General features: G+C 43.2%; 20 protein-coding genes and 1 riboswitch. Of the genes, 16 read left to right on the forward strand and 4 right to left on the reverse strand.

All coding sequences use genetic code 11. The features are described 5' to 3' along the window. Window positions 1-37 precede the first annotated feature (37 nt). From RS891_RS14580 to RS891_RS14590, 3 genes are all read left to right on the forward strand, one after another. On the forward strand, window positions 38-1,015 hold the full coding sequence (locus tag RS891_RS14580) for an aldo/keto reductase (RefSeq protein WP_315795769.1): 978 nt from the start codon (window positions 38-40) through the stop codon (window positions 1,013-1,015). A 76-nt stretch (window positions 1,016-1,091) separates the two neighbouring features. Further along, window positions 1,092-1,192, forward strand: a riboswitch (guanidine-I (ykkC/yxkD leader). Window positions 1,193-1,288: 96 nt separating this feature from the next. Next, on the forward strand, window positions 1,289-1,630 hold the full coding sequence (locus RS891_RS14585; protein WP_315795771.1) for a DMT family transporter: 342 nt from the start codon (window positions 1,289-1,291) through the stop codon (window positions 1,628-1,630). After that, on the forward strand, window positions 1,627-1,941 hold the full coding sequence (locus RS891_RS14590) for a DMT family transporter (protein WP_113054889.1): 315 nt from the start codon (window positions 1,627-1,629) through the stop codon (window positions 1,939-1,941). The genes RS891_RS14585 and RS891_RS14590 overlap by 4 nt, the downstream gene beginning before the upstream one ends. Window positions 1,942-2,031: 90 nt before the next feature. Here the strand turns inward: RS891_RS14590 and RS891_RS14595 are convergent, their stop codons facing one another. After that, window positions 2,032-2,409 carry a hypothetical protein gene (locus RS891_RS14595; protein WP_113054888.1) on the reverse strand — a complete coding sequence of 126 codons (378 nt, stop codon included), beginning with the start codon at window positions 2,407-2,409 and terminating at the stop codon, window positions 2,032-2,034. A gap of 498 nt (window positions 2,410-2,907) precedes the next feature. Between RS891_RS14595 and RS891_RS14600 the strand changes: the two genes are divergently transcribed. From RS891_RS14600 to RS891_RS14610, 3 genes are all read left to right on the forward strand, one after another. Then, complete coding sequence (locus RS891_RS14600; protein WP_315795773.1) at window positions 2,908-4,272, forward strand: DEAD/DEAH box helicase; 1,365 nt, start codon at window positions 2,908-2,910, stop codon at window positions 4,270-4,272. A gap of 189 nt (window positions 4,273-4,461) precedes the next feature. Next, window positions 4,462-4,791 (forward strand): antibiotic biosynthesis monooxygenase, encoded by a 330-nt coding sequence (locus RS891_RS14605; protein ID WP_113054886.1) that lies wholly within the window; start codon window positions 4,462-4,464, stop codon window positions 4,789-4,791. Between the two features lie 335 nt (window positions 4,792-5,126). Continuing rightward, window positions 5,127-5,477 (forward strand): MmcQ/YjbR family DNA-binding protein, encoded by a 351-nt coding sequence (locus RS891_RS14610; RefSeq protein WP_113054885.1) that lies wholly within the window; start codon window positions 5,127-5,129, stop codon window positions 5,475-5,477. Window positions 5,478-5,626: 149 nt separating this feature from the next. Here the strand turns inward: RS891_RS14610 and RS891_RS14615 are convergent, their stop codons facing one another. Next, window positions 5,627-6,175, reverse strand: a complete 549-nt coding sequence (locus RS891_RS14615; protein ID WP_113054884.1) for a TetR/AcrR family transcriptional regulator — start codon at window positions 6,173-6,175, stop codon at window positions 5,627-5,629. A 204-nt stretch (window positions 6,176-6,379) separates the two neighbouring features. On the opposite strand from RS891_RS14615, the gene RS891_RS14620 reads away from it, so the two are divergent. Then, the gene (locus RS891_RS14620; protein ID WP_113054883.1) at window positions 6,380-7,555 is read left to right on the forward strand and encodes an MFS transporter; all 1,176 of its coding nucleotides are present in this window, start codon (window positions 6,380-6,382) and stop codon (window positions 7,553-7,555) included. An 86-nt stretch (window positions 7,556-7,641) separates the two neighbouring features. Continuing rightward, entirely contained in the window at window positions 7,642-8,112 is a 471-nt protein-coding gene (locus RS891_RS14625) for a GNAT family N-acetyltransferase (protein ID WP_113054882.1), read from the forward strand. Window positions 8,113-8,202: 90 nt separating this feature from the next. Here the strand turns inward: RS891_RS14625 and RS891_RS14630 are convergent, their stop codons facing one another. Then, a complete protein-coding gene (locus RS891_RS14630) occupies window positions 8,203-8,799 on the reverse strand; it encodes a TetR/AcrR family transcriptional regulator (protein WP_315795777.1) in 597 nt (198 codons plus the stop codon). 129 nt (window positions 8,800-8,928) lie between these two features. On the opposite strand from RS891_RS14630, the gene RS891_RS14635 reads away from it, so the two are divergent. Both RS891_RS14635 and RS891_RS14640 read left to right on the forward strand, forming a co-directional pair. Continuing rightward, window positions 8,929-9,510, forward strand: a complete 582-nt coding sequence (locus RS891_RS14635; RefSeq protein WP_113054880.1) for a cysteine hydrolase family protein — start codon at window positions 8,929-8,931, stop codon at window positions 9,508-9,510. Between the two features lie 36 nt (window positions 9,511-9,546). Next, complete coding sequence (locus RS891_RS14640; protein WP_315795779.1) at window positions 9,547-10,809, forward strand: cytochrome P450 family protein; 1,263 nt, start codon at window positions 9,547-9,549, stop codon at window positions 10,807-10,809. A gap of 148 nt (window positions 10,810-10,957) precedes the next feature. Here RS891_RS14640 and RS891_RS14645 read toward each other — a convergent pair whose 3' ends face one another. Beyond that, window positions 10,958-11,977, reverse strand: coding sequence for a zinc-dependent alcohol dehydrogenase (locus tag RS891_RS14645; RefSeq protein WP_315795780.1), 1,020 nt, complete (start codon window positions 11,975-11,977; stop codon window positions 10,958-10,960). Window positions 11,978-12,210: 233 nt separating this feature from the next. Between RS891_RS14645 and RS891_RS14650 the strand changes: the two genes are divergently transcribed. The 6 genes from RS891_RS14650 to RS891_RS14675 all read left to right on the forward strand — a co-directional run bounded on the left by RS891_RS14650 (window position 12,211) and on the right by RS891_RS14675 (window position 17,926). After that, window positions 12,211-12,882 (forward strand): response regulator transcription factor, encoded by a 672-nt coding sequence (locus RS891_RS14650; protein WP_113054878.1) that lies wholly within the window; start codon window positions 12,211-12,213, stop codon window positions 12,880-12,882. After that, the gene (locus RS891_RS14655; RefSeq protein WP_315795782.1) at window positions 12,879-13,946 is read left to right on the forward strand and encodes a HAMP domain-containing sensor histidine kinase; all 1,068 of its coding nucleotides are present in this window, start codon (window positions 12,879-12,881) and stop codon (window positions 13,944-13,946) included. The genes RS891_RS14650 and RS891_RS14655 overlap by 4 nt, the downstream gene beginning before the upstream one ends. A gap of 163 nt (window positions 13,947-14,109) precedes the next feature. Beyond that, on the forward strand, window positions 14,110-14,643 hold the full coding sequence (locus RS891_RS14660; RefSeq protein WP_315795784.1) for a hypothetical protein: 534 nt from the start codon (window positions 14,110-14,112) through the stop codon (window positions 14,641-14,643). A gap of 80 nt (window positions 14,644-14,723) precedes the next feature. Further along, window positions 14,724-15,323, forward strand: a complete 600-nt coding sequence (locus RS891_RS14665; RefSeq protein WP_315795786.1) for a hypothetical protein — start codon at window positions 14,724-14,726, stop codon at window positions 15,321-15,323. A gap of 96 nt (window positions 15,324-15,419) precedes the next feature. Then, on the forward strand, window positions 15,420-16,883 hold the full coding sequence (locus RS891_RS14670) for a methyl-accepting chemotaxis protein (RefSeq protein ID WP_315795787.1): 1,464 nt from the start codon (window positions 15,420-15,422) through the stop codon (window positions 16,881-16,883). Window positions 16,884-16,996: 113 nt separating this feature from the next. Beyond that, window positions 16,997-17,926, forward strand: coding sequence for an ArsR/SmtB family transcription factor (locus RS891_RS14675; protein WP_113054874.1), 930 nt, complete (start codon window positions 16,997-16,999; stop codon window positions 17,924-17,926). Window positions 17,927-17,984 lie beyond the last annotated feature (58 nt).

Below are 17,984 nucleotides of genomic sequence, written 5' to 3' on the forward strand. Positions count from 1 at the left end.
ATTGGATAAAATTAACTTCATAAAGGGGTGTTTGATTTTGGAATATGTAAAACTGGGTAGTACCGGACTGGACGTATCGAGATTATGTCTTGGTTGCATGAGCTATGGTGTCCCTGAACGCGGAATCGCTCCATGGTCGTTGAACGAGGAAGAGAGTCGTCCTTTTATCCAAAAAGCGCTGGACTTGGGTATTAACTTCTTTGATACAGCCAACGTCTATTCGGATGGTACAAGCGAAGAAATCGTGGGTCGAGCGTTGAAGGATTTTGCTCGTCGTGATGAGGTTGTTATTGCAACAAAGGTTTATTTTCGCATGAAGCCGGGGCCGAATGGTGCAGGTTTGTCCAGAAAAGCCATTATGAATGAGATTGATAACAGTTTGAAGCGCCTTGGGACCGATTATGTGGATCTGTATCAGATCCATCGATGGGACAGCAGTACTCCAATTGAAGAAACGATGGAGGCGCTTCATGATGTCGTTAAGGCGGGAAAAGTCCGATATATTGGAGCTTCTTCAATGTACGCCTGGCAATTTATGAAGGCTCAGCATACGGCGGAACGCAATGGATGGACCCCATTTGTCTCCATGCAGAATCTGTTGAATCTGATGTATCGGGAAGAAGAGCGGGAAATGCTGCCTCTCTGTCGTGAAGAGGGGGTTGGGATCATTCCGTGGAGTCCTCTCGCCAAGGGGCGTCTTACCCGAGATTGGGATGAGAAGACTGCGCGTTCATCGAACGACGAAGCAGGAGACCGACTCGCTGCGGGAATGGTTGATGCCGATCGTAAAATTGTGGAGACTGTCGCTGATATTGCGAACAAACGAGGTGTTTCCAGAGCGACCGTTGCACTGGCATGGGTATTGCAAAAAGAAGGTGTCACCGCACCAATTGTGGGTGCAACGAAAGAACATCATCTGGAGGAAGCCGTATCTGCCTTGTCCGTCAAGCTGGATGCGCAGGAGATTGCAAGCTTGGAGGAATTCTACGTACCGCACAAAATATACGGCATGTAAGATCCTCTTGCCCTAGTAGAGAAAAAGGGTTGCCAATCAAAAAGAATTGTGTATAATTGGAGTCACATCAAAATATTCAAATGTTTTCTAGGGTTCCGCGACAGTTATGTCGGTCTGGTCCGAGAGGAAACTCACAGCCTATTGGTTGTGTCACGGAGGGACAAAAGCCTGGGAGATGAACTGCTTAATGCAGTTTGTTTCCCGGGCTTTTTTATTTTGGCTTCATGTAACTAATAATACACGTAGCAAAATTTGATAAGGAGTGTGACAGAAATGAACAAAACATGGTTGTCCGTCGTTATTGCAGCTTTATTTGAAGTCGGTTGGGTCATTGGATTGAAACATGCCAGTGGTTTTCTGGAGTGGGGGGTTACAGTGATCGCCATTATTGTCAGCTTCACCTTGATGATTGCGGCATCCCGCTCACTTGATGTAGGAACTGTTTATGCAGTATTTGTTGGACTGGGTACAGCAGGGACTGTACTAGCAGAGATTATATTGTTTGATGCGGCAATTCAATCTGAGAAAATGCTGCTCATTGGGGTTCTTTTATTGGGCGTAATCGGTCTTAAAATGCTCAGCAAAGGAAAAACAAAGGAGGTAAATGAATCATGAACTGGGTATATCTTATTTTGGCAGGTGTCTTTGAAATGATTGGGGTTCTGATGATTAATAAATTGCACAAAGATCGTAACTTGATGTCAATCATACTGCTGGTTGCGGGTTTTGGACTAAGCTTTCTGTTCCTATCGCTTGCGATGAAGACTCTTCCGATGGGGACGGCATACGCCGTATGGACGGGAATCGGCGCTTCCGGGGGAGCCATTCTCGGCATGATATTTTATGGGGAACCACGAAATGCGTTAAGAATTCTGTTTATTGCCATGGTGCTTGGATCAGCAGTAGGGTTGAAATTGGTGAGTTAATGGACTGATTGATATGAACGAAAAAGAAAAGCGTTGACGTTCAGATTGTATTCTGAACTTAACGCTTTTCTCAAATTTAAAAGGTTTAGTTTAAGGTTGAACTATTTTATCGAGATAGTAATTCTGTATCCATCCCCACGCCTGATATTTGTAACTGTAGACATATAAGTAAGTCATCCCATCTACAAGAACGCTCTCAGTCCCACCATAAACCAAATCGCCGTAAACATGTGAGCCAATATTCACGCCAGTAGGTGACGGGGTTTTCCGGAAATTAGAATAATCATTTACTTTATAGTAGGAAGACAAAGCCATTATGCTAACTTCTGAATTAGGTGACTCCTGAACAACGACTGGTGTGGAAGATGGAATGATGGCTGTATCACTTACAGCTTGAGCTGCAAAAGCTCCCGAAGCGGGAATTAACGTCGTGGCCAAAAGAGAAGCTGCAATGAATTTTTTTAACATTTGAAAGTCTCCTTTTTCATTAGGATTAGAATACGTCACCTTTTTAAGTATTAATAATCTCTAGATGATGTTAAAAAAATGGATCTTCTCTAACATTGAGATGGAGTGATATTTTATTGAATAAAATTAAATATATATACTCCTTTCTGTGTACTATTCACTCTATATGCACCTGTGAACATGTATAATATACCATATTTTGTAATGGAAAATGTTTGAAATGTTTATGTCATTTGGAATAATAAATTGAGTACAATTTATGAGAAAGTGACTTATTTCATAGTGATGAGCTGATATAAAGAATAATACATAGGGTATTAGTCCAAAGAAAAATTAATAATGCCAAGATGAAGCCGCATAAGTTTATTTAAAAGGAATTGTTAAGAAACTTTTAAAAGAACATATACAGATAGCTCTTTTAATGTTATCCTTATGTGTTACGTTTTGAAATGAGATATACGTCAAATGAATATTTGTTGCGTAAATTAAGGAGACCTAATGACATTTAAAGACTTGAATATTATACCCGCAATTTTGGAAGGCTTAAGCAAAGCAAACTATACTGCCCCAACACCTATACAGGAACAGGCGATTCCAGCCGTATTGGCGGGAAGAGATTTGCTTGGCTGTGCACAAACAGGTACAGGAAAGACAGCAGCATTTTCTGTTCCTATCATTCAGTTATTAAGTGAAAAGTCGAACGGCCCCAAAGCTGCACGTCATATTCGCTCATTGATTTTAACACCTACAAGAGAACTTGCGATTCAGATTTCAGATAATATTAAGGCATATAGCCGTTTTACCGATATTCGTTGTGCCGCAATCGTGGGTGGCGTTTCACAAAAAGTCCAGGAGCGTGCGCTCAATCAAGGTGCAGATATTATTATTGCAACGCCCGGTAGACTGATTGACTTGGTTAATCAAAAGCGCATTGATCTTAAACATGTACAAATACTGGTTCTTGATGAAGCAGACCGTATGCTGGATATGGGCTTCATTCATGATGTGAAACGGATCATCGCCAAGATGCCGAGCAAGAAACAGACGTTGTTCTTCTCAGCTACAATGCCTCCGGAAATTACAAAAATGGTAAAAACGCTGTTGGTTGATCCGGTAAGAGTAGAAATTACGCCCGTCTCCTCCACAGTGGATCGAATTGAACAGTCTGTGTATCTATTGGAAAATGGCAAGAAACAGAGTCTGTTGAATCATATTTTGCAGGATAAATCTATTGTTTCAGCACTGGTGTTTACTCGTACAAAGCGTGGAGCTGACCGTGTAACTCGCGATTTGTCCAAAGTAAATATTACGGCTCAGGCCATTCATGGCAACAAATCTCAAAATGAGCGTCAAAGAGCTCTAAATAATTTCAAAAGCGGAGTTACTCGAGTGCTGGTGGCGACGGATATAGCGGCAAGGGGCATTGATGTTGAAGAGCTGTCACATGTAATCAACTTCAACCTTCCTAATATTCCAGAAACGTATGTCCACCGAATTGGCCGTACGGGCAGAGCAGGGCATAGCGGAATGGCGATTTCGTTTTGTGAAAAGGAAGAGCTTCCATTCCTGAAGGATATTGAGAAAGTAATCAAGAAGACCATTCCTGAAGTGAAAAATCATCCTTATCCGATGACAAGTGTGCCTGCGTTTGTAAAATCGAATCAAACATCAAAGTCCGCTCCCCATAAATCTGCAGCCGATAAACCAGGGAAGTCAAAAGTGAATCCGGCTCGCAAGCCTAAATCCGAGTGGTTTAAAAAGAGCGGTAAAGCTAGCCACAGTAAGCCAAACAGTAGTAAGCCTAACAGCGGGAAACCAAACCACAATAGTACAACTCACAGTAAACAAAGAGCAGCAAAGTGAATAAAGCTCTTTAAATAACGAGTAAAATGCCTTCTCCATTTCGTGGAGGAGGTTTTTTTATGGACACAAAATCGATGCGATATTGATAATCATTTTCAATAAGAATAGAATAAGAGAGTGGGAAATTAGCAAATGTCCCAAGGCCATTGTATTCAAGCAGTGACTTGTGGCGATTAGGAGGCGTAATTCATGTTCATTCAAACTCGTATTATGGTAGTCGAAAAGGGTCACAGTCATAAACTGGTGGAACGTTTCAGTGCCCCTAGCCCTGTAGAAGAAATGCCGGGACTGATTGATTTCAGTGTAATGGTTAACAAAAAGAGTAAAGAACACGAAGAGGTAATGGTGCTGATTCGTTGGGAATCAGAAGAAGCATGGAAGAATTGGGAGAAGAGTGATGTGCATATTAAAGGTCATCGGGAGAAAAGAGGACAGGAGAAACCCGAGTATCTGATTAGCACTACGGTGAATATGTACGAAGTACAGAAAGTAAAGACAGCTAGAGTATCGAATGCTTAATTTGAATGATGAAAAACCGATCTCATGAATTATTTCATGGAGTCGGTTTTTTTGTTTGTATGTCCATAGAAGCTTTGTCGCATCATTCTATGTAGAGGTACATTGTAAATCTACAACCTGATCCATCTGGTTGGCCCTGCGCGAAGGTCAATGGTTTCTCGACACTACCCGATTACGTATCGTAGTGATTAAAGAACCTGTCTGAGAAGATAATTCCTATATTACTGGAAGAATAATTGAAATGAAATGCTTGATATTTACATGCAAACGTACATTCGGTATCATTAGATTGGGTAAGGAAGTTGTTGTCTTCTGCGCAAAGGAGAGATACTGAATTGAAGAATAAGATTATCGAGTACTGTTTGAAGAAAAAGGGTGCAACGAAGGATTATCCCTTCGGAGCCGATCCTGTTGCTATGAAAATTGCAGGGAAAATGTTTGCGCTTATTTTTGAGGACAAGGCGGATAACGTTCGCTTGAACTTAAAATGTGATCCGATCATTGCGGAAAACCTCAGAGAGCAGCATGAAGCCGTTCAACCGGGGTACCATATGAACAAAAAGCATTGGAATACCATTGTTATAGATGGTTCCTTGTCCGAGCAGGATATCTTTGTGATGATTGATCATTCGTATGATTTGGTGGTCAAAACCCTGTCCAAGAGTCTTTTGGAATCCATATCGTAATTAGTCCACATGCAATAACAATTTAGATAGCAGGTAGTTGGCTCCAAGTGCAGAAAGATCAGTTTTTTTGAAAAGTAATAGCGGTAGTCCTGGGATGTTAACTTCGTATCCTGAGACTACCGCTATTTTGGTTACGTGCACTTTGCATGTTATCCCAAATTCATTTTAATTAATTCTCCTAATTGCTCAGACATGACCTCAGGTGGATGTGGCATTTCGTTCTTGATCCACCACTCAACGACCCCTACATAAGACATAACCACATATTGGCGAATAATATCCTCACTTAATCCGGATTTTCTGGCCTGAGATAACTGTACTTCCTCCTTGAAATCCTCATTCAGAAACTCAACCAGCCGGTTGCGGAATTGTGCCGCTCCCTTACTGGCCAGCATCGTCGAGAAGAACAAGTAATTCTGTTCCAAATAGGTAAACCAGGGAATAATGGATTCTTTCCAATCCAAGTCGGCAACCGAATGGCAAATTTCACTTAATTCTTTGATATGCCCGTCAATCAGCTTGTCCAGCAGATCATACTTATCGACGTAGTGAAGATAAATGGTGCCTCTGCTTACGTCTGCCCTATCGGAAATATCTTGTAGGGTAATATCATCAAAATTTTTTTCAGCCATCAATTCAATTACTGCTGCCTTGATGGCTTCTTGTGATTTTCGAATTCTTCGATCCACTTTGGTCATATGATTCTCACCAAACTTTCTATAGATAATGAACATTTTTATGATTCATGTTCAGTAATTAACAAAATGCGTTCAATTAACAATGGTAAGCTTTCTTATTCTGTCTATAATTATTAACAGATGTTCATTAATATATCAATATTTGTTTTTGTACAAGAACAGATCAAGTTATAGATATCATAATAAAAATGAGGGGGATGAATGATGCAGCGTTTATGGACAAAGTCATTTATTTTAATGACGCTGGGTTTGCTTTTTTTATTTACTGCATTTTATATGCTGTATCCTACACTGCCGCTTTTCATTAAAGAGATGGGTGGCAATGAAAAACAGGTGGGCTTCGCCATGGGTGCATTAATGTTATCTTCCGTCATCATTCGTCCTTTTGTCGGTGGACTATTGGATCGATTCGGCAGACGTCCGTTTATGATCGGGGGGTTGCTTTTATTTATATTGGTGATGTACATGTATAACTGGGTTGGTGGGATCATCATGCTGATCGGACTTCGTATCGTGCATGGAATGAGCTGGGCTATATCCACAACTTCCATGATGACAGCTGTGACTGACATGATTCCCTCCGCACGGCGCGGGGAAGGTATGGGGTGGTTTAGCACCTCCATGACGCTGGCGATGGCGGTTGGCCCCATGATTGGTCTAGGGATTATGCAAGGCACATCATATCAGACGATGTTTCTCTTTGCTGTTGGTTTGTCCGTCGTGGCCCTGCTTTTGACGCTGGGAGCCAAAATGCCATTTCAACCACATACGGACAGAAAGAAAATCCAAATCTTCGAAAAATCAGTCTTGCCTGTGATGGCGCCAATCTTTTTTCTTTTCATTGCATATGGCGGAATTACTACATTTGTACCCTTGTTTGCGGAGCAGATTAAAGTCAATTCCGGCACATTCTTTCTGGTCTATGCCGCAACACTTGCGCTATCCAGGCCCATTGCCGGAAAGCTGTCCGATAAGAAAGGAGAAACAGCAGTCATTGTCCCGGCCCTCATCATTACGATCGTTGCTTTGATTGTGCTTAGCTTCGCAACCAATTTGCTTGGCGTGCTCGCTTCAGCAGTTCTGTACGGGATCGGCTTTGGTTCCGCTCAGCCAGCTCTTCAGGCCATAACGCTTCGCCTTGCCCCCGAGGATCGGAAAGGGGCAGCCAATGCTTTCTTTTCAACGGCGACTGATCTCGGTATCGGACTGGGTGCCATGGTCCTGGGGCTGGTATCCGAATACATGAGTTATCACATCTTGTTTATGGTTAGTGCCTTGTCGGTGATGGTTTCTTTTTTGCTTTTCATAATCTACGTAAGACGGTTGTTGAAAATCAAGCAGACACAGCCTTCCGATACGAGTGATTCCGTTTCATTGTAGTTGAATGGTAGTGTGTTACATCCAAATTGTAGTATAATTTGTGCAGTTAAGAGCAGCAATTATTTCATGATGTGGAGGCTTACTGCATGTTCATTAGAGAGATAGAGGAAAAAGATAATCAAGAAGTAGAGTCTCTGATTCGAAGCTGTTTGATTGAATTCGGGGCCAATAAGTCAGGAACGGCCTGGGCTGATCCGAATCTGGGCGATTTTTATCATCTTTATCAACGGGAGGGCTCCAGGTATTGGGTGGTGGAGCATAACTCAACCATTGTAGCCGGCTGCGGAATCGGACCCGTGGAGGGATTTTCACATATTTGTGAATTGCAGAAGATGTATGCATTAAAAGAAGCACGAGGCACCGGAATCTCATATGAATTGCTTCAGATTTCGCTGGAATATGCCAAAGACCACTATGAACAATGTTATCTTGAAACGTTGAGCAGCATGGTCGCAGCTAACAAGTTCTATATCAAGAACGGTTTTATAGCATTGGACGAACCGTTAAATGCTACGGAGCATTTCGCTTGTGATGCATGGTATATCAAAACATTATAAATTCACACCTCAAGCTCCAAAAGCCTAGTTCAAGCGTCAGATTGTCGACGATGAATTAGGCTTTTTTGCATTTTTATATACCCATATACGTTAAAGAAAGGTCAAACAAAGCTGCTCCACGATGCGATTGGGAGAGTTACCGCGCACGTTTTTTTGAAAAAGATACGAGTCATTGCTCATGGCCGTCAGAAGCATGTCCGTTTTGAACAAACTGATGGCCTGTGATTCGTTACTCTCTGTTGCCATCTCTTCGAATAGTTCAAATAGCTGCTGATGCAATTGGTCATAAAGAGGACTTGAGGTTCTGGACTCTGATCCTTGATATACTGCATTCTCAATACCCGAGAGCAATTCCGCATTTTTCTCTCTAAATTGGATAAATAACGTCAGCAGACCCCGCAATCGCTCAGATGGTGGACGCTGTACATTCTCCTGCAAGTATATCTCCACATCATCGAAGAACAGCGCTGCATTATCTTTGATCAAGTCCATGCATAACTCACTCTTATTACGGTATCGGCGGTATAAGGTACCCGCTCCAATCTGCGCTGCGGAAGCGATCTGATTCATGCTGACCCGCTCGACGCCGTGCAGCTCGAATAATTTGCTAGCCACATCCAAGATACGTTGGCGATTCTCGGCGGCATCCCGTCGCTCCGAACGAGAGGTGGTATTGGTTATATCCACTGTCTGTCACTTCCTATCCTTCGACGTCCAAAATTTGACAAGAGGAGAACCCTCCGTTTAATATCAAGAAGAGGTTAAGCGGAGAGTTCTCCTCTTAATCTTAATCAAAATGAGAGGGATGTGCAACCCATGGAAAGTCATCATAACCAAGCTGCACTTCTGGTCATGGATATGCAGAACATCATTGTATCGCAATATGTGAAGCACGAGGATGCACTGTTCCCGTTTCAGAAAGCGGTAGAAGCAGCTCGCAGACATAACGTACCCGTGATTTTTGTGAAGGTTGGTCATCGCCAGGAAGTCCCTCCAATAAGTGAGCGCAACAAGTTATTTGGAAAAAAGTCTAGCCGCGGCGATGTGAGCGAACCCAATCCGGCGATGAAAGTGGCAATGGACATTCATGAGTCGGTGCAGCCACTCCCAGGCGAGCTCATTGTGGACAAGTTCCGCGTCAGTGGATTCTCGGGAAGTGAATTGGAAAATCTCCTTCAATCCCATGGCATCAATACACTGGTCCTCAGTGGTATCGCAACCAGCGGAGTAGTTCTTTCTACATTATGTGAAGCGGCGGATAAGGACTACGCGCTGACCGTACTTTCTGATGCCTGTCTGGACAGAGACCCTGAAGTTCATCGTGTTCTCATCGAGAGTGTATTCCCCCAACATGCCGATGTGCTGACTGTAGATGATTGGATAAAAGCATTAATTTGAACCTAATAAAATTTTCGAAGTGAAAGGGTGGTTATAATGAGCGAGCTAGATCCTAATGCTTCACAACAAGCAGCGCTGAGTCTGTTTAGTGGGGATAGTGGTGAAAACCCGTTTTCACTGATCAAGCAGTTGCGTGATACAGGTCCTGTTATTCCGGTATCTTTGCCAATGGGTGGTACAGATCGCGGGCAGTGGTTGGTCACACGAATGGAAGAAGCTTCACAGGTGCTTAAAGATCATGCCCACTTCACAGTTGACCCATTATCCATCGACGGCAATGAGAATGTCCTGAAAGCCTATGTGGAGAATATCGATCCAGATGCTCCTCCAACGTTCTTCACCGGGAAATCAATGCTCTCTGTAGATGAGCCTGATCATCGGCGATTGCGCCGACTGGTCTCCAAAGCTTTTACCCCAAAATATATGGAAAGTCTTCGCCCGCGTGTGCAGCAGATCGCTGATGAATTACTGGATCAGGTTCAATCCCAGGGCGAGATGGATTTGGTCAAGGACTACGCCTATCCCTTACCGATTCATGTGATATCCGATATGCTGGGAGTACCTAAAGCGGATCGCCCACAGATCCAGACCTGGTCCTCCGCAATTGCACATGGTCTGGGCCTCGGAGTGCGTGAACCGGGAGTGGAGGAACACCTCCGAGCTTTCGGAGACTATACTGCGCAGCTGGTAGCTGAAAAACGCAAATATCCTGCGGATGATTTGATCAGCCAATTGATTGCCATAGAAGAAGAGGGCGATCGACTCAGTGAACCGGAACTGTTATCCATGATTACGTTATTGATTTTTGCTGGCCATGAGACAACATCCAATCTGATTGCTACGGGTGCAATGATGTTATTGGATCATCCTGAACAATTGGAGAAGCTCAAGGCTGATCTTAGTCTGGCACCTTCTGCTGTAGAGGAATTGCTGCGTTTTAACGGGCCAGCAACCATTGCCGGACCTCGTTTTGCAACTGAGGATTTAGAGCTAGCAGGGCAACAGATCAAAAAGGGAGATATGGTCATCCCCGTACTGAAATCAGCCAATCGGGATGAACTTCAATTTGAACAGTCAGAGGATCTGGATGTTGCCCGTCATATTAATCGTCATCTGGCTTTTGGTCATGGCATTCATTCCTGCTTGGGGGCTCCACTTGCTCGTGTGGAGGGAGATATCGCTTTTACAACGTTGTTAAAACGCATGCCTAATTTGCGACTTAATATTCCTCGGGAAAACATTGAGTGGCATTTGGCGCTAAGTTCGCAGAGCTTGGCTGCCTTACCTGTCGCATTTTAGCAGCAAGAGTTAGCGTTACGTTTTTTCTTGCGGCAAGAAGAAATGTATAATTCAAAAAATCCGCCATGTTTGGCGGATTTCTTGTTTTGGGCTATAAGTTTCATGACGAATGGCAACACTCCAGAAATATAGCTGTTTCATTTCAATATTATGTCAGATCAATGACCACTTTAACGGTTCCCTTGGCTTCAATGGCTGTAGTAAAGGCTTTCTGAATATCATCCAGTTTAAATACATGGGTGACCAGTGTGGACAGTTCTTCTTGGAAGCTGGTCAGATGCTCCACCACCTTGGCAAAATCCTCGTGCGTATAGCCGCTGGAGCCTTTGACCTGAACTTCTTTGGACATAATCTGTTGTAAACTGATTGGTACTTCAGATTTATATACGGCGATAATTGAAATTCTAGCTTTAGGTTTAACGATCTTCATCATGTTCTCAAACAAAACCGGAGCACCTGCCGCATCAATAAACACATCGACATCCGGGACGTCAACACCGTATACGTTCACAGAACCGTAATGCCGGGTCAATCCTTCTTCAAGAGTGGTTTCACCTGTATTCACGGTTAACGCCCCAAGTCCCGCAGCTTTTGTCAAACGCCATTCATCCATGTCCACCACGCAGACATGTTTCATGCCTTCGGCAATCAAACTGGCAGCGGCCAGCAAGCCGATTGGACCAGCCCCCATTACAACAATGTGGTCTTCGGTCTCAGGGTTGGCACTGAAAGCGCCGTGTCGCCCAACACTCATTGGTTCAATCAGTGAAGCGACTTCTGCGGATACCGTTTTATCCATTTGGTACAGATTATAATCAAGCTCGGCGTCTTCGATTAATACATATTGGGAAAATCCGGAGCATTCCAGGGACTTGCGTCTTCCTGCTTTTTTGGCAGTGATGGGATTAATCCCAACGCGCATTCCAATTTTGATCATCGCAGAAACTTCTGATCCAATTTCGACAATATCGCCGACCATTTCATGTCCAAATTCCGAACCAAGGCTGATGCCCATGTTACCGTTGCCTGCCTTAACAATATTAATATCCGTACCGCAGATGCCAGCCCGTACATTTCTGACCAGTACATCTCGGGGACCTACGACCGGGGTTGATCTTTCTTCAACACGAATATCATTTTTACCATAATAGATGGCTGCTTTCATCATGACTTTCACTCCTTATGACTGATTATCGTCCATCTGCAGGTGCTGCCTATGAACGATTCGATAGGGCAATCATGAAGTACTGATGTTTCCAAGTTGTTAGCAAGATGTTTGAGAGATATGAATTTAAATCATGAATTGAGAATAATAGATCGGTGTGCGCCGCCATAAACAATTTGTTAACAACTTTTTATTATAATGACCCCATTCAGTCAGCCGGAAAGGATGTTTTTTATATGATCCATATACTTGTTGTGGAAGACGATACCAAGCTCAATCGAATTATTTGCACCTATCTATCGAATAATGGGTATGAGGCCAAAGGGTGCTTTAATCCGCGTGAGGCTTATGATTTGATGTATAACCAGATGTACGATCTTCTCATTTCCGATGTGATGATGCCAGAGATTGATGGTTTTGAATTTGCCGAGACCGTAAGAGGCATCAATAAGACGATTCCCATTCTTTTTATTACCGCCCGTGATGATATTTCCTCCAAACAAAGAGGTTTTCTTGCAGGCATCGATGATTACATGGTCAAACCGGCGGATCTGGACGAACTGGTCCTGCGCGTGGGTGCTCTCCTGCGGCGGGCTAATATCGCCCATGAGAAGAAATTGATTGTAGGCAGTCTGCTCATGGACGCCAATGATATGACGACTACGGTGGATGGCATAGATATTCCTGTGACAGTCCGGGAATTCAACATTCTTTACAAACTGTTATCCTATCCGAAACATACCTTTTCAAGAGCTCAGCTTATGGATGAGTTCTGGGGTATCGAAAGTCAGACGAGCTTGCGTGCCGTGGATGTATACATTGTCAAACTTCGCGATAAGTTCTCCTGTTGTGAGGATTTCAAAATCATGACGGTACATGGTCTGGGTTATAAGGCTGTACTGCAATGAACAAGAAGCAGAAACCTGATGCACGAATCAAGTCCCACCTTTTTTCTTGGAAAGAGTTCTTGCTTACCTACCTTTTGCTGTCGATCCTGACGGCGGGTCAAGCCCTAATCTATGATGCGTATTTACCGGTGGAAGTTGTGCCGTGGCAGTACATTTTTGGAATCTCGGGATATTGGAGCATTGTGAGTCTCATTTTTTGCCTGGTCACCGCACGACAAAGGTACAAAACGTTTGATAAGCCTATGCGAAAACTCAGTGAGGCTGCAAAGCAGGTAGCAGAAGGTGACTTCTCGGTATATCTCGAACCGATTCATAGAGCGGACAAGCTGAACTATGTGGATGTCATGTTTGAGGACTTTAACAAGATGGTGGAGGAATTGAACAGCATTGAGACGTTGAAAAACGACTTTATTTCGAATGTATCCCATGAAATCAAGACACCACTGTCTGTCATTCATGGCTACGCCACGGCCCTACAGCAGGATGATTTGGAACCCGATCTTCGAAAGGAATATACGGATACTATTATTTCCTCTACCAATAAGCTGGCGACGCTCGTCGTCAACATCCTCAAGCTGAACAAGCTGGAGAACCAGGAGATTCTGCCTGTTGCCGATCCGTATGATTTATGTAGGCAGCTCGTGGATTGCGCGATATATTTTGAAAATACATGGGAAGAAAAAAATATTGAATTTGTGGTCGATATTGAGGATCGCGCGATGATTCAATCTGAAGAGAGTATGCTGGAGATCGTATGGCACAACCTGATCTCCAATGCGCTTAAATTCACACCCTCCGGTGGAACAATTACCTTGAAGCAAAGTTCGGATGACGATACGATCACGGTTATGGTATCCGATACAGGCTGTGGGATGGATGAGGAAACGATGAGGCATATCTTCGATAAATTCTATCAGGGCGATGCTTCCCACCATGCGGAGGGGAACGGTCTGGGGCTTGCTCTTTCGCTCCGCGTTATTGAGCTGGTAGGTGGCGTCATATCGGTAAAAAGTGAGCCTAATAAGGGCACGACATTTACAGTCCAGTTACAAGTTAAACGTTGATATGCAATGCATAAGGACAGCCTGAATTCGGATTATTTCGAATTCAGGCTGTCCTTATTAATATTTCGTTAACATTTTATAAGCAACTTATAAACAACTTACCACTACGATAGGAACATCCAATACAGGGTGAAGAAAAAAGTTGAAGGAGTGTTGAAAAGCCATGAAAGAGCTAACGAAAAATGAACATAACTTTATAGGCTATGAATACAAGGACATTACGGTAAAACAGGACTCCGAGTCCGTCTATGCCGATGGCTATACCCATTTTGGCTGGATGTTGGAAGGAACCTCGACGCCGTTTCAGAATGTGGGTTCTGTAACAATGAAATTCAAGCGTGATCGCAAAATCCGCAATAAAGCGGAGCTGACTCGTCTTCAGCGGCAGTTCGAAGCCTGTGTGACTGACATTGAAACGTTGGAACGCTCGAAGCTTACGAGTGCTTCTATCGTTGCCTATGGGATCGGTCTCTTGGGAACGGCATGTATGGCTGGTTCCGTGTTTGCCTATCTGGACAATATGCTGCCACTGTGTGTCATTCTTGCCATTCCCGGTTTTGCGGGCTGGATCATTCCGTATTTCAGTTTCAATGGTATTCGACGGAAAAAGACAGATAAAGTAACACCTTTTATTGACAAGAAATACGACGAAATCTATGAAGTATGCGAGAAGGCCAATGGTTTGCTGGCCAAGTAAGAAAAATGCATTCGGAAAGGAAGATATATATTAAGGCAATCTTTGTTCATTACCTCGGAAACAAGCAAGATCGAGCTGCCATGTCTAACGCTGCATCTCTTGTCATCAACGCATTGATCGGCATAGGCAAGTTAATCCTTGGTTTATATCTCTTTTCCGGATGGTTTATTACGAATGCGGTATATTATCTGATCCTTTGTGTCGCCAGAGCACAAGTACTTCATCAATATAACGTAGCCAAAAGAATCGAATCCCCGCAGGAAAGGTATGTATTGGAGATTCAAGTCTATAAACGTGGAGGAATTCTGTTATGCATACTGGGCGTTTCCTATCTGTTGGTTTGTCTAAGGATGTATCTGCTTGGTGACACTTTTGTATTTAAAGGTTACATCGTGTACCTTGCAGCCGCCGTTGCTTTTACCAAACTGGCTTTTGGTATTTCCGGAACAATAGCTAACCGGCATTTGAAAAATCCCTTGATCTCCACATTAAAAATGATTAACTTTACCGATGCCATGGTATCCATTGTTGTTACTCAAGCCACGTTGCTGACGATGGAAGGCTCACCTCATGCAATAAACACGAGTGCCTGCTTTGGCATGGGGTGCAGTGTATTGTTTTGTCTTATCGGGGTATGGATGATGCTTCATAAGAAAAAAGAGCCTGTAACGGAGGGATGAACATGGAACTATGGTATGTAATCCTGCTTAATATCTGTCTAATTCTGATAAAAATCATCAAAGAGAAGTTCACAAGTCGCTGAGGGGGAGCAAAACATGAGCATCATGCACAACAGCTTTTTTAGAAGCAATACAATCAAAATAAACAAAATTATCGTTACGATTTTATGGTTAACCCTGTTATCATTCTGTTTCTTCATTGCGAGCAATAAGGTTCAACTCGAAGTCGTGTTCTCACTGTTAATTGAGCTGTCTATTGCTACTGTATTGATTATTCGCAAAAAAACAGTCTTGACGATGGTCGTTCTGATGATTGCCATACTGACCTGTACGACGCCATATATTGAATCACCTGCTGCAGGCATGCTCATTATGGTTGTTCTCTGTGTGATCTCTCTTTATTTGAATAGAGTTCTGCTATACGGGTTTGGGGTGATGTACAACATTGCTTATATTGTGATTTATTATTCAGGCCATCAGCAATATGATTCGACTTTTTTCATGACGATTGGGTTTATCGAACTGACGATCGTTGCTCTATATTTTGTCTGCAAACGTGGCAGAGATCTGATTCAGGTGGCTCTTAACAAGGAAGCGGAAGCGAGAGAGCTTGTGATAGCACTGGATACTATGGTAAGAGCCGTTCGCGAAAATACATCTATGCTGAACACGGATATTGCCAGCTGCAATAACGATATTCAAATGTTGAAAAACATGAGTAATACGATAACCACGAATATTCAGGAAGTGACGGAAGGCATACGCGATCAATCCGGGAGCATTGCACAAATTAGTGAGGAGGTAAACAAAGCTGATGGGAAAATGTCCGAAATCAACCAAATGTCACATCGGCTCGCCGACATCTCAGAACAAAATGGTCTGGTTGTTCGCCAAAGCTCGGATCGAATTGTTCAAATGGGCAATCAGATGACTATTATTAATGCCACAGTTACAGAGTCAATGACTACCGTTGAGGAATTGAACAAAAGCATGGATGAAGTGAATACCTTCCTGACAGCCATCAACCAAATCTCTGATCAGACCAACCTGCTAGCCTTAAACGCAAATATTGAAGCCTCCAGAGCAGGGGAAACAGGAGCGGGGTTTGCCGTCGTAGCCAATGAGGTCAAAAAGCTCGCGAAGGAGTGCTTCAACACGGTTAAACAGATCGACGAAATTATTCATAATATCAAGCGTAAGACACAGCTTGTAGTTGAAAAAGCGACTAACGGAAGTGAAGCAGTACAAGAAGGTAAAGCCATCTCCAGTCAGGTACTTGAGAGCTTTGACCATATCAAGTCTACGTTTGAGCATATTGATCAATACATAGCGAAGGAAATGGATATGACCGATCAGATGAGTCTGATTTTTAATCGAGTCCGCCAACAAGTGGATCATATATCAGCTATCTCGCAGAAGCATGCAGCAGCGACGGAGGATGTTCTGGCAACAACGCAGGAGCAGAAAAGCAATATGGATATCATGTATGCATTAATGGGAAAAATCAACCATTCCAGTAATCGTTTGCAGGATCTGATCGGGAAAAATGAAGAAGAATGATGAAGTAAAAAGCAATTTGATACAAAATAAATGTTTTGTTACAATATTATCGACTGAATTAAACTTTACGTTTAAATTTCCTGTTTCATAAATACATAAGAGGTGGTGAACGAATGCTTGAGCTGAGTTTTGATAATCCGGATGAGCTGGTCATGGTCACGCATGCGTTGTCGACTCGATCCAGAGTGGATATTCTACGACTGCTGATCTCCCAAAACCTGAATATCGTTGAAATCGCGGAAGCTCTCAAACTTCCAGTATCCACGGTAGCCAGCAACATCAAGGTGTTGGAAGCTGCAAGGCTGATCAATACGGAATTGCTGCCTGCCTCTCGAGGGGCGATGAAGGTATGCAGCCGCAATTACGATGATATTCATATTGCTCTTAACCTGGAGAAAGCAATTCCCAAAGGCGATATCCAGGTGTACGAAGTGGATATGCCTATCGGTCATTATAGTGATTGTGAAGTGTCACCCACTTGCGGCATGGCGAATGGTGAGGGCATGATCATTCGTGAGGATGAACCCGCCAGTTTTTATCATCCGAAGCATGTGGGAGCGCAAATTATGTGGTTTCGTAAGGGTTATGTCGAATATTTGATGCCACTGGAGATTCCGGCAGAAGCGGTAATCGAATCATTGGAACTGTCCATGGAAATATGTTCTGAAGCACCAAACTATGATCATAATTGGCCTTCCGATATCTCTGTATGGATTAACGGTGTGGAAATTGGTATGTGGACATGTCCTGGTGACTTTGGAGATCGGCGCGGAAAGCTCAACCCAGCGTGGTGGTTTGAATGGTCAACACAGTATGGTTTATTAAAGACATGGAGAGTGGACAAAAACAAGACGACGCTGGATATGGAGAAAATTTCAGCAGTTGATCTGGCTCAGCTTAATCTTCAAAACAGCCATAAGTTAAGGGTGCGAATCGGTATCAAACCGGATGCGGTTCATCAAGGTGGCGTAAATCTATTTGGTCGACAATTTGGAGATTATGACCAAAATATTAAGATGACTGTACATTATGCCATTCATTAGAATGAAATGAGGAAGAAAGACCTTGGTTGCAGATATTATGTAACTAAGGTCTTTTTTT

Source organism: Paenibacillus sp. BIC5C1 (assembly GCF_032399705.1).
Classification (GTDB): Bacteria; Bacillota; Bacilli; order Paenibacillales; family Paenibacillaceae; genus Paenibacillus; species Paenibacillus taichungensis_A.

Excerpts from the sequence above, each read along its gene's own strand:
- RS891_RS14615 (WP_113054884.1), bottom strand. The coding sequence starts at position 6,175 with ATGACCAAAGTGGATCGAAGAATTCGAAAATCACAAGAAGCCATCAAG.
- RS891_RS14590 (WP_113054889.1), top strand. The coding sequence starts at position 1,627 with ATGAACTGGGTATATCTTATTTTGGCAGGTGTCTTTGAAATGATTGGG.
- RS891_RS14675 (WP_113054874.1), top strand. The coding sequence starts at position 16,997 with ATGCTTGAGCTGAGTTTTGATAATCCGGATGAGCTGGTCATGGTCACG.
- RS891_RS14595 (WP_113054888.1), bottom strand. The coding sequence starts at position 2,409 with ATGTTAAAAAAATTCATTGCAGCTTCTCTTTTGGCCACGACGTTAATT.
- RS891_RS14665 (WP_315795786.1), top strand. The coding sequence starts at position 14,724 with ATGTCTAACGCTGCATCTCTTGTCATCAACGCATTGATCGGCATAGGC.
- RS891_RS14655 (WP_315795782.1), top strand. The coding sequence starts at position 12,879 with ATGAACAAGAAGCAGAAACCTGATGCACGAATCAAGTCCCACCTTTTT.
- RS891_RS14670 (WP_315795787.1), top strand. The coding sequence starts at position 15,420 with ATGAGCATCATGCACAACAGCTTTTTTAGAAGCAATACAATCAAAATA.
- RS891_RS14605 (WP_113054886.1), top strand. The coding sequence starts at position 4,462 with ATGTTCATTCAAACTCGTATTATGGTAGTCGAAAAGGGTCACAGTCAT.
- RS891_RS14650 (WP_113054878.1), top strand. The coding sequence starts at position 12,211 with ATGATCCATATACTTGTTGTGGAAGACGATACCAAGCTCAATCGAATT.
- RS891_RS14585 (WP_315795771.1), top strand. The coding sequence starts at position 1,289 with ATGAACAAAACATGGTTGTCCGTCGTTATTGCAGCTTTATTTGAAGTC.
- RS891_RS14600 (WP_315795773.1), top strand. The coding sequence starts at position 2,908 with ATGACATTTAAAGACTTGAATATTATACCCGCAATTTTGGAAGGCTTA.
- RS891_RS14640 (WP_315795779.1), top strand. The coding sequence starts at position 9,547 with ATGAGCGAGCTAGATCCTAATGCTTCACAACAAGCAGCGCTGAGTCTG.
- RS891_RS14625 (WP_113054882.1), top strand. The coding sequence starts at position 7,642 with ATGTTCATTAGAGAGATAGAGGAAAAAGATAATCAAGAAGTAGAGTCT.
- RS891_RS14635 (WP_113054880.1), top strand. The coding sequence starts at position 8,929 with ATGGAAAGTCATCATAACCAAGCTGCACTTCTGGTCATGGATATGCAG.
- RS891_RS14660 (WP_315795784.1), top strand. The coding sequence starts at position 14,110 with ATGAAAGAGCTAACGAAAAATGAACATAACTTTATAGGCTATGAATAC.
- RS891_RS14645 (WP_315795780.1), bottom strand. The coding sequence starts at position 11,977 with ATGATGAAAGCAGCCATCTATTATGGTAAAAATGATATTCGTGTTGAA.
- RS891_RS14620 (WP_113054883.1), top strand. The coding sequence starts at position 6,380 with ATGCAGCGTTTATGGACAAAGTCATTTATTTTAATGACGCTGGGTTTG.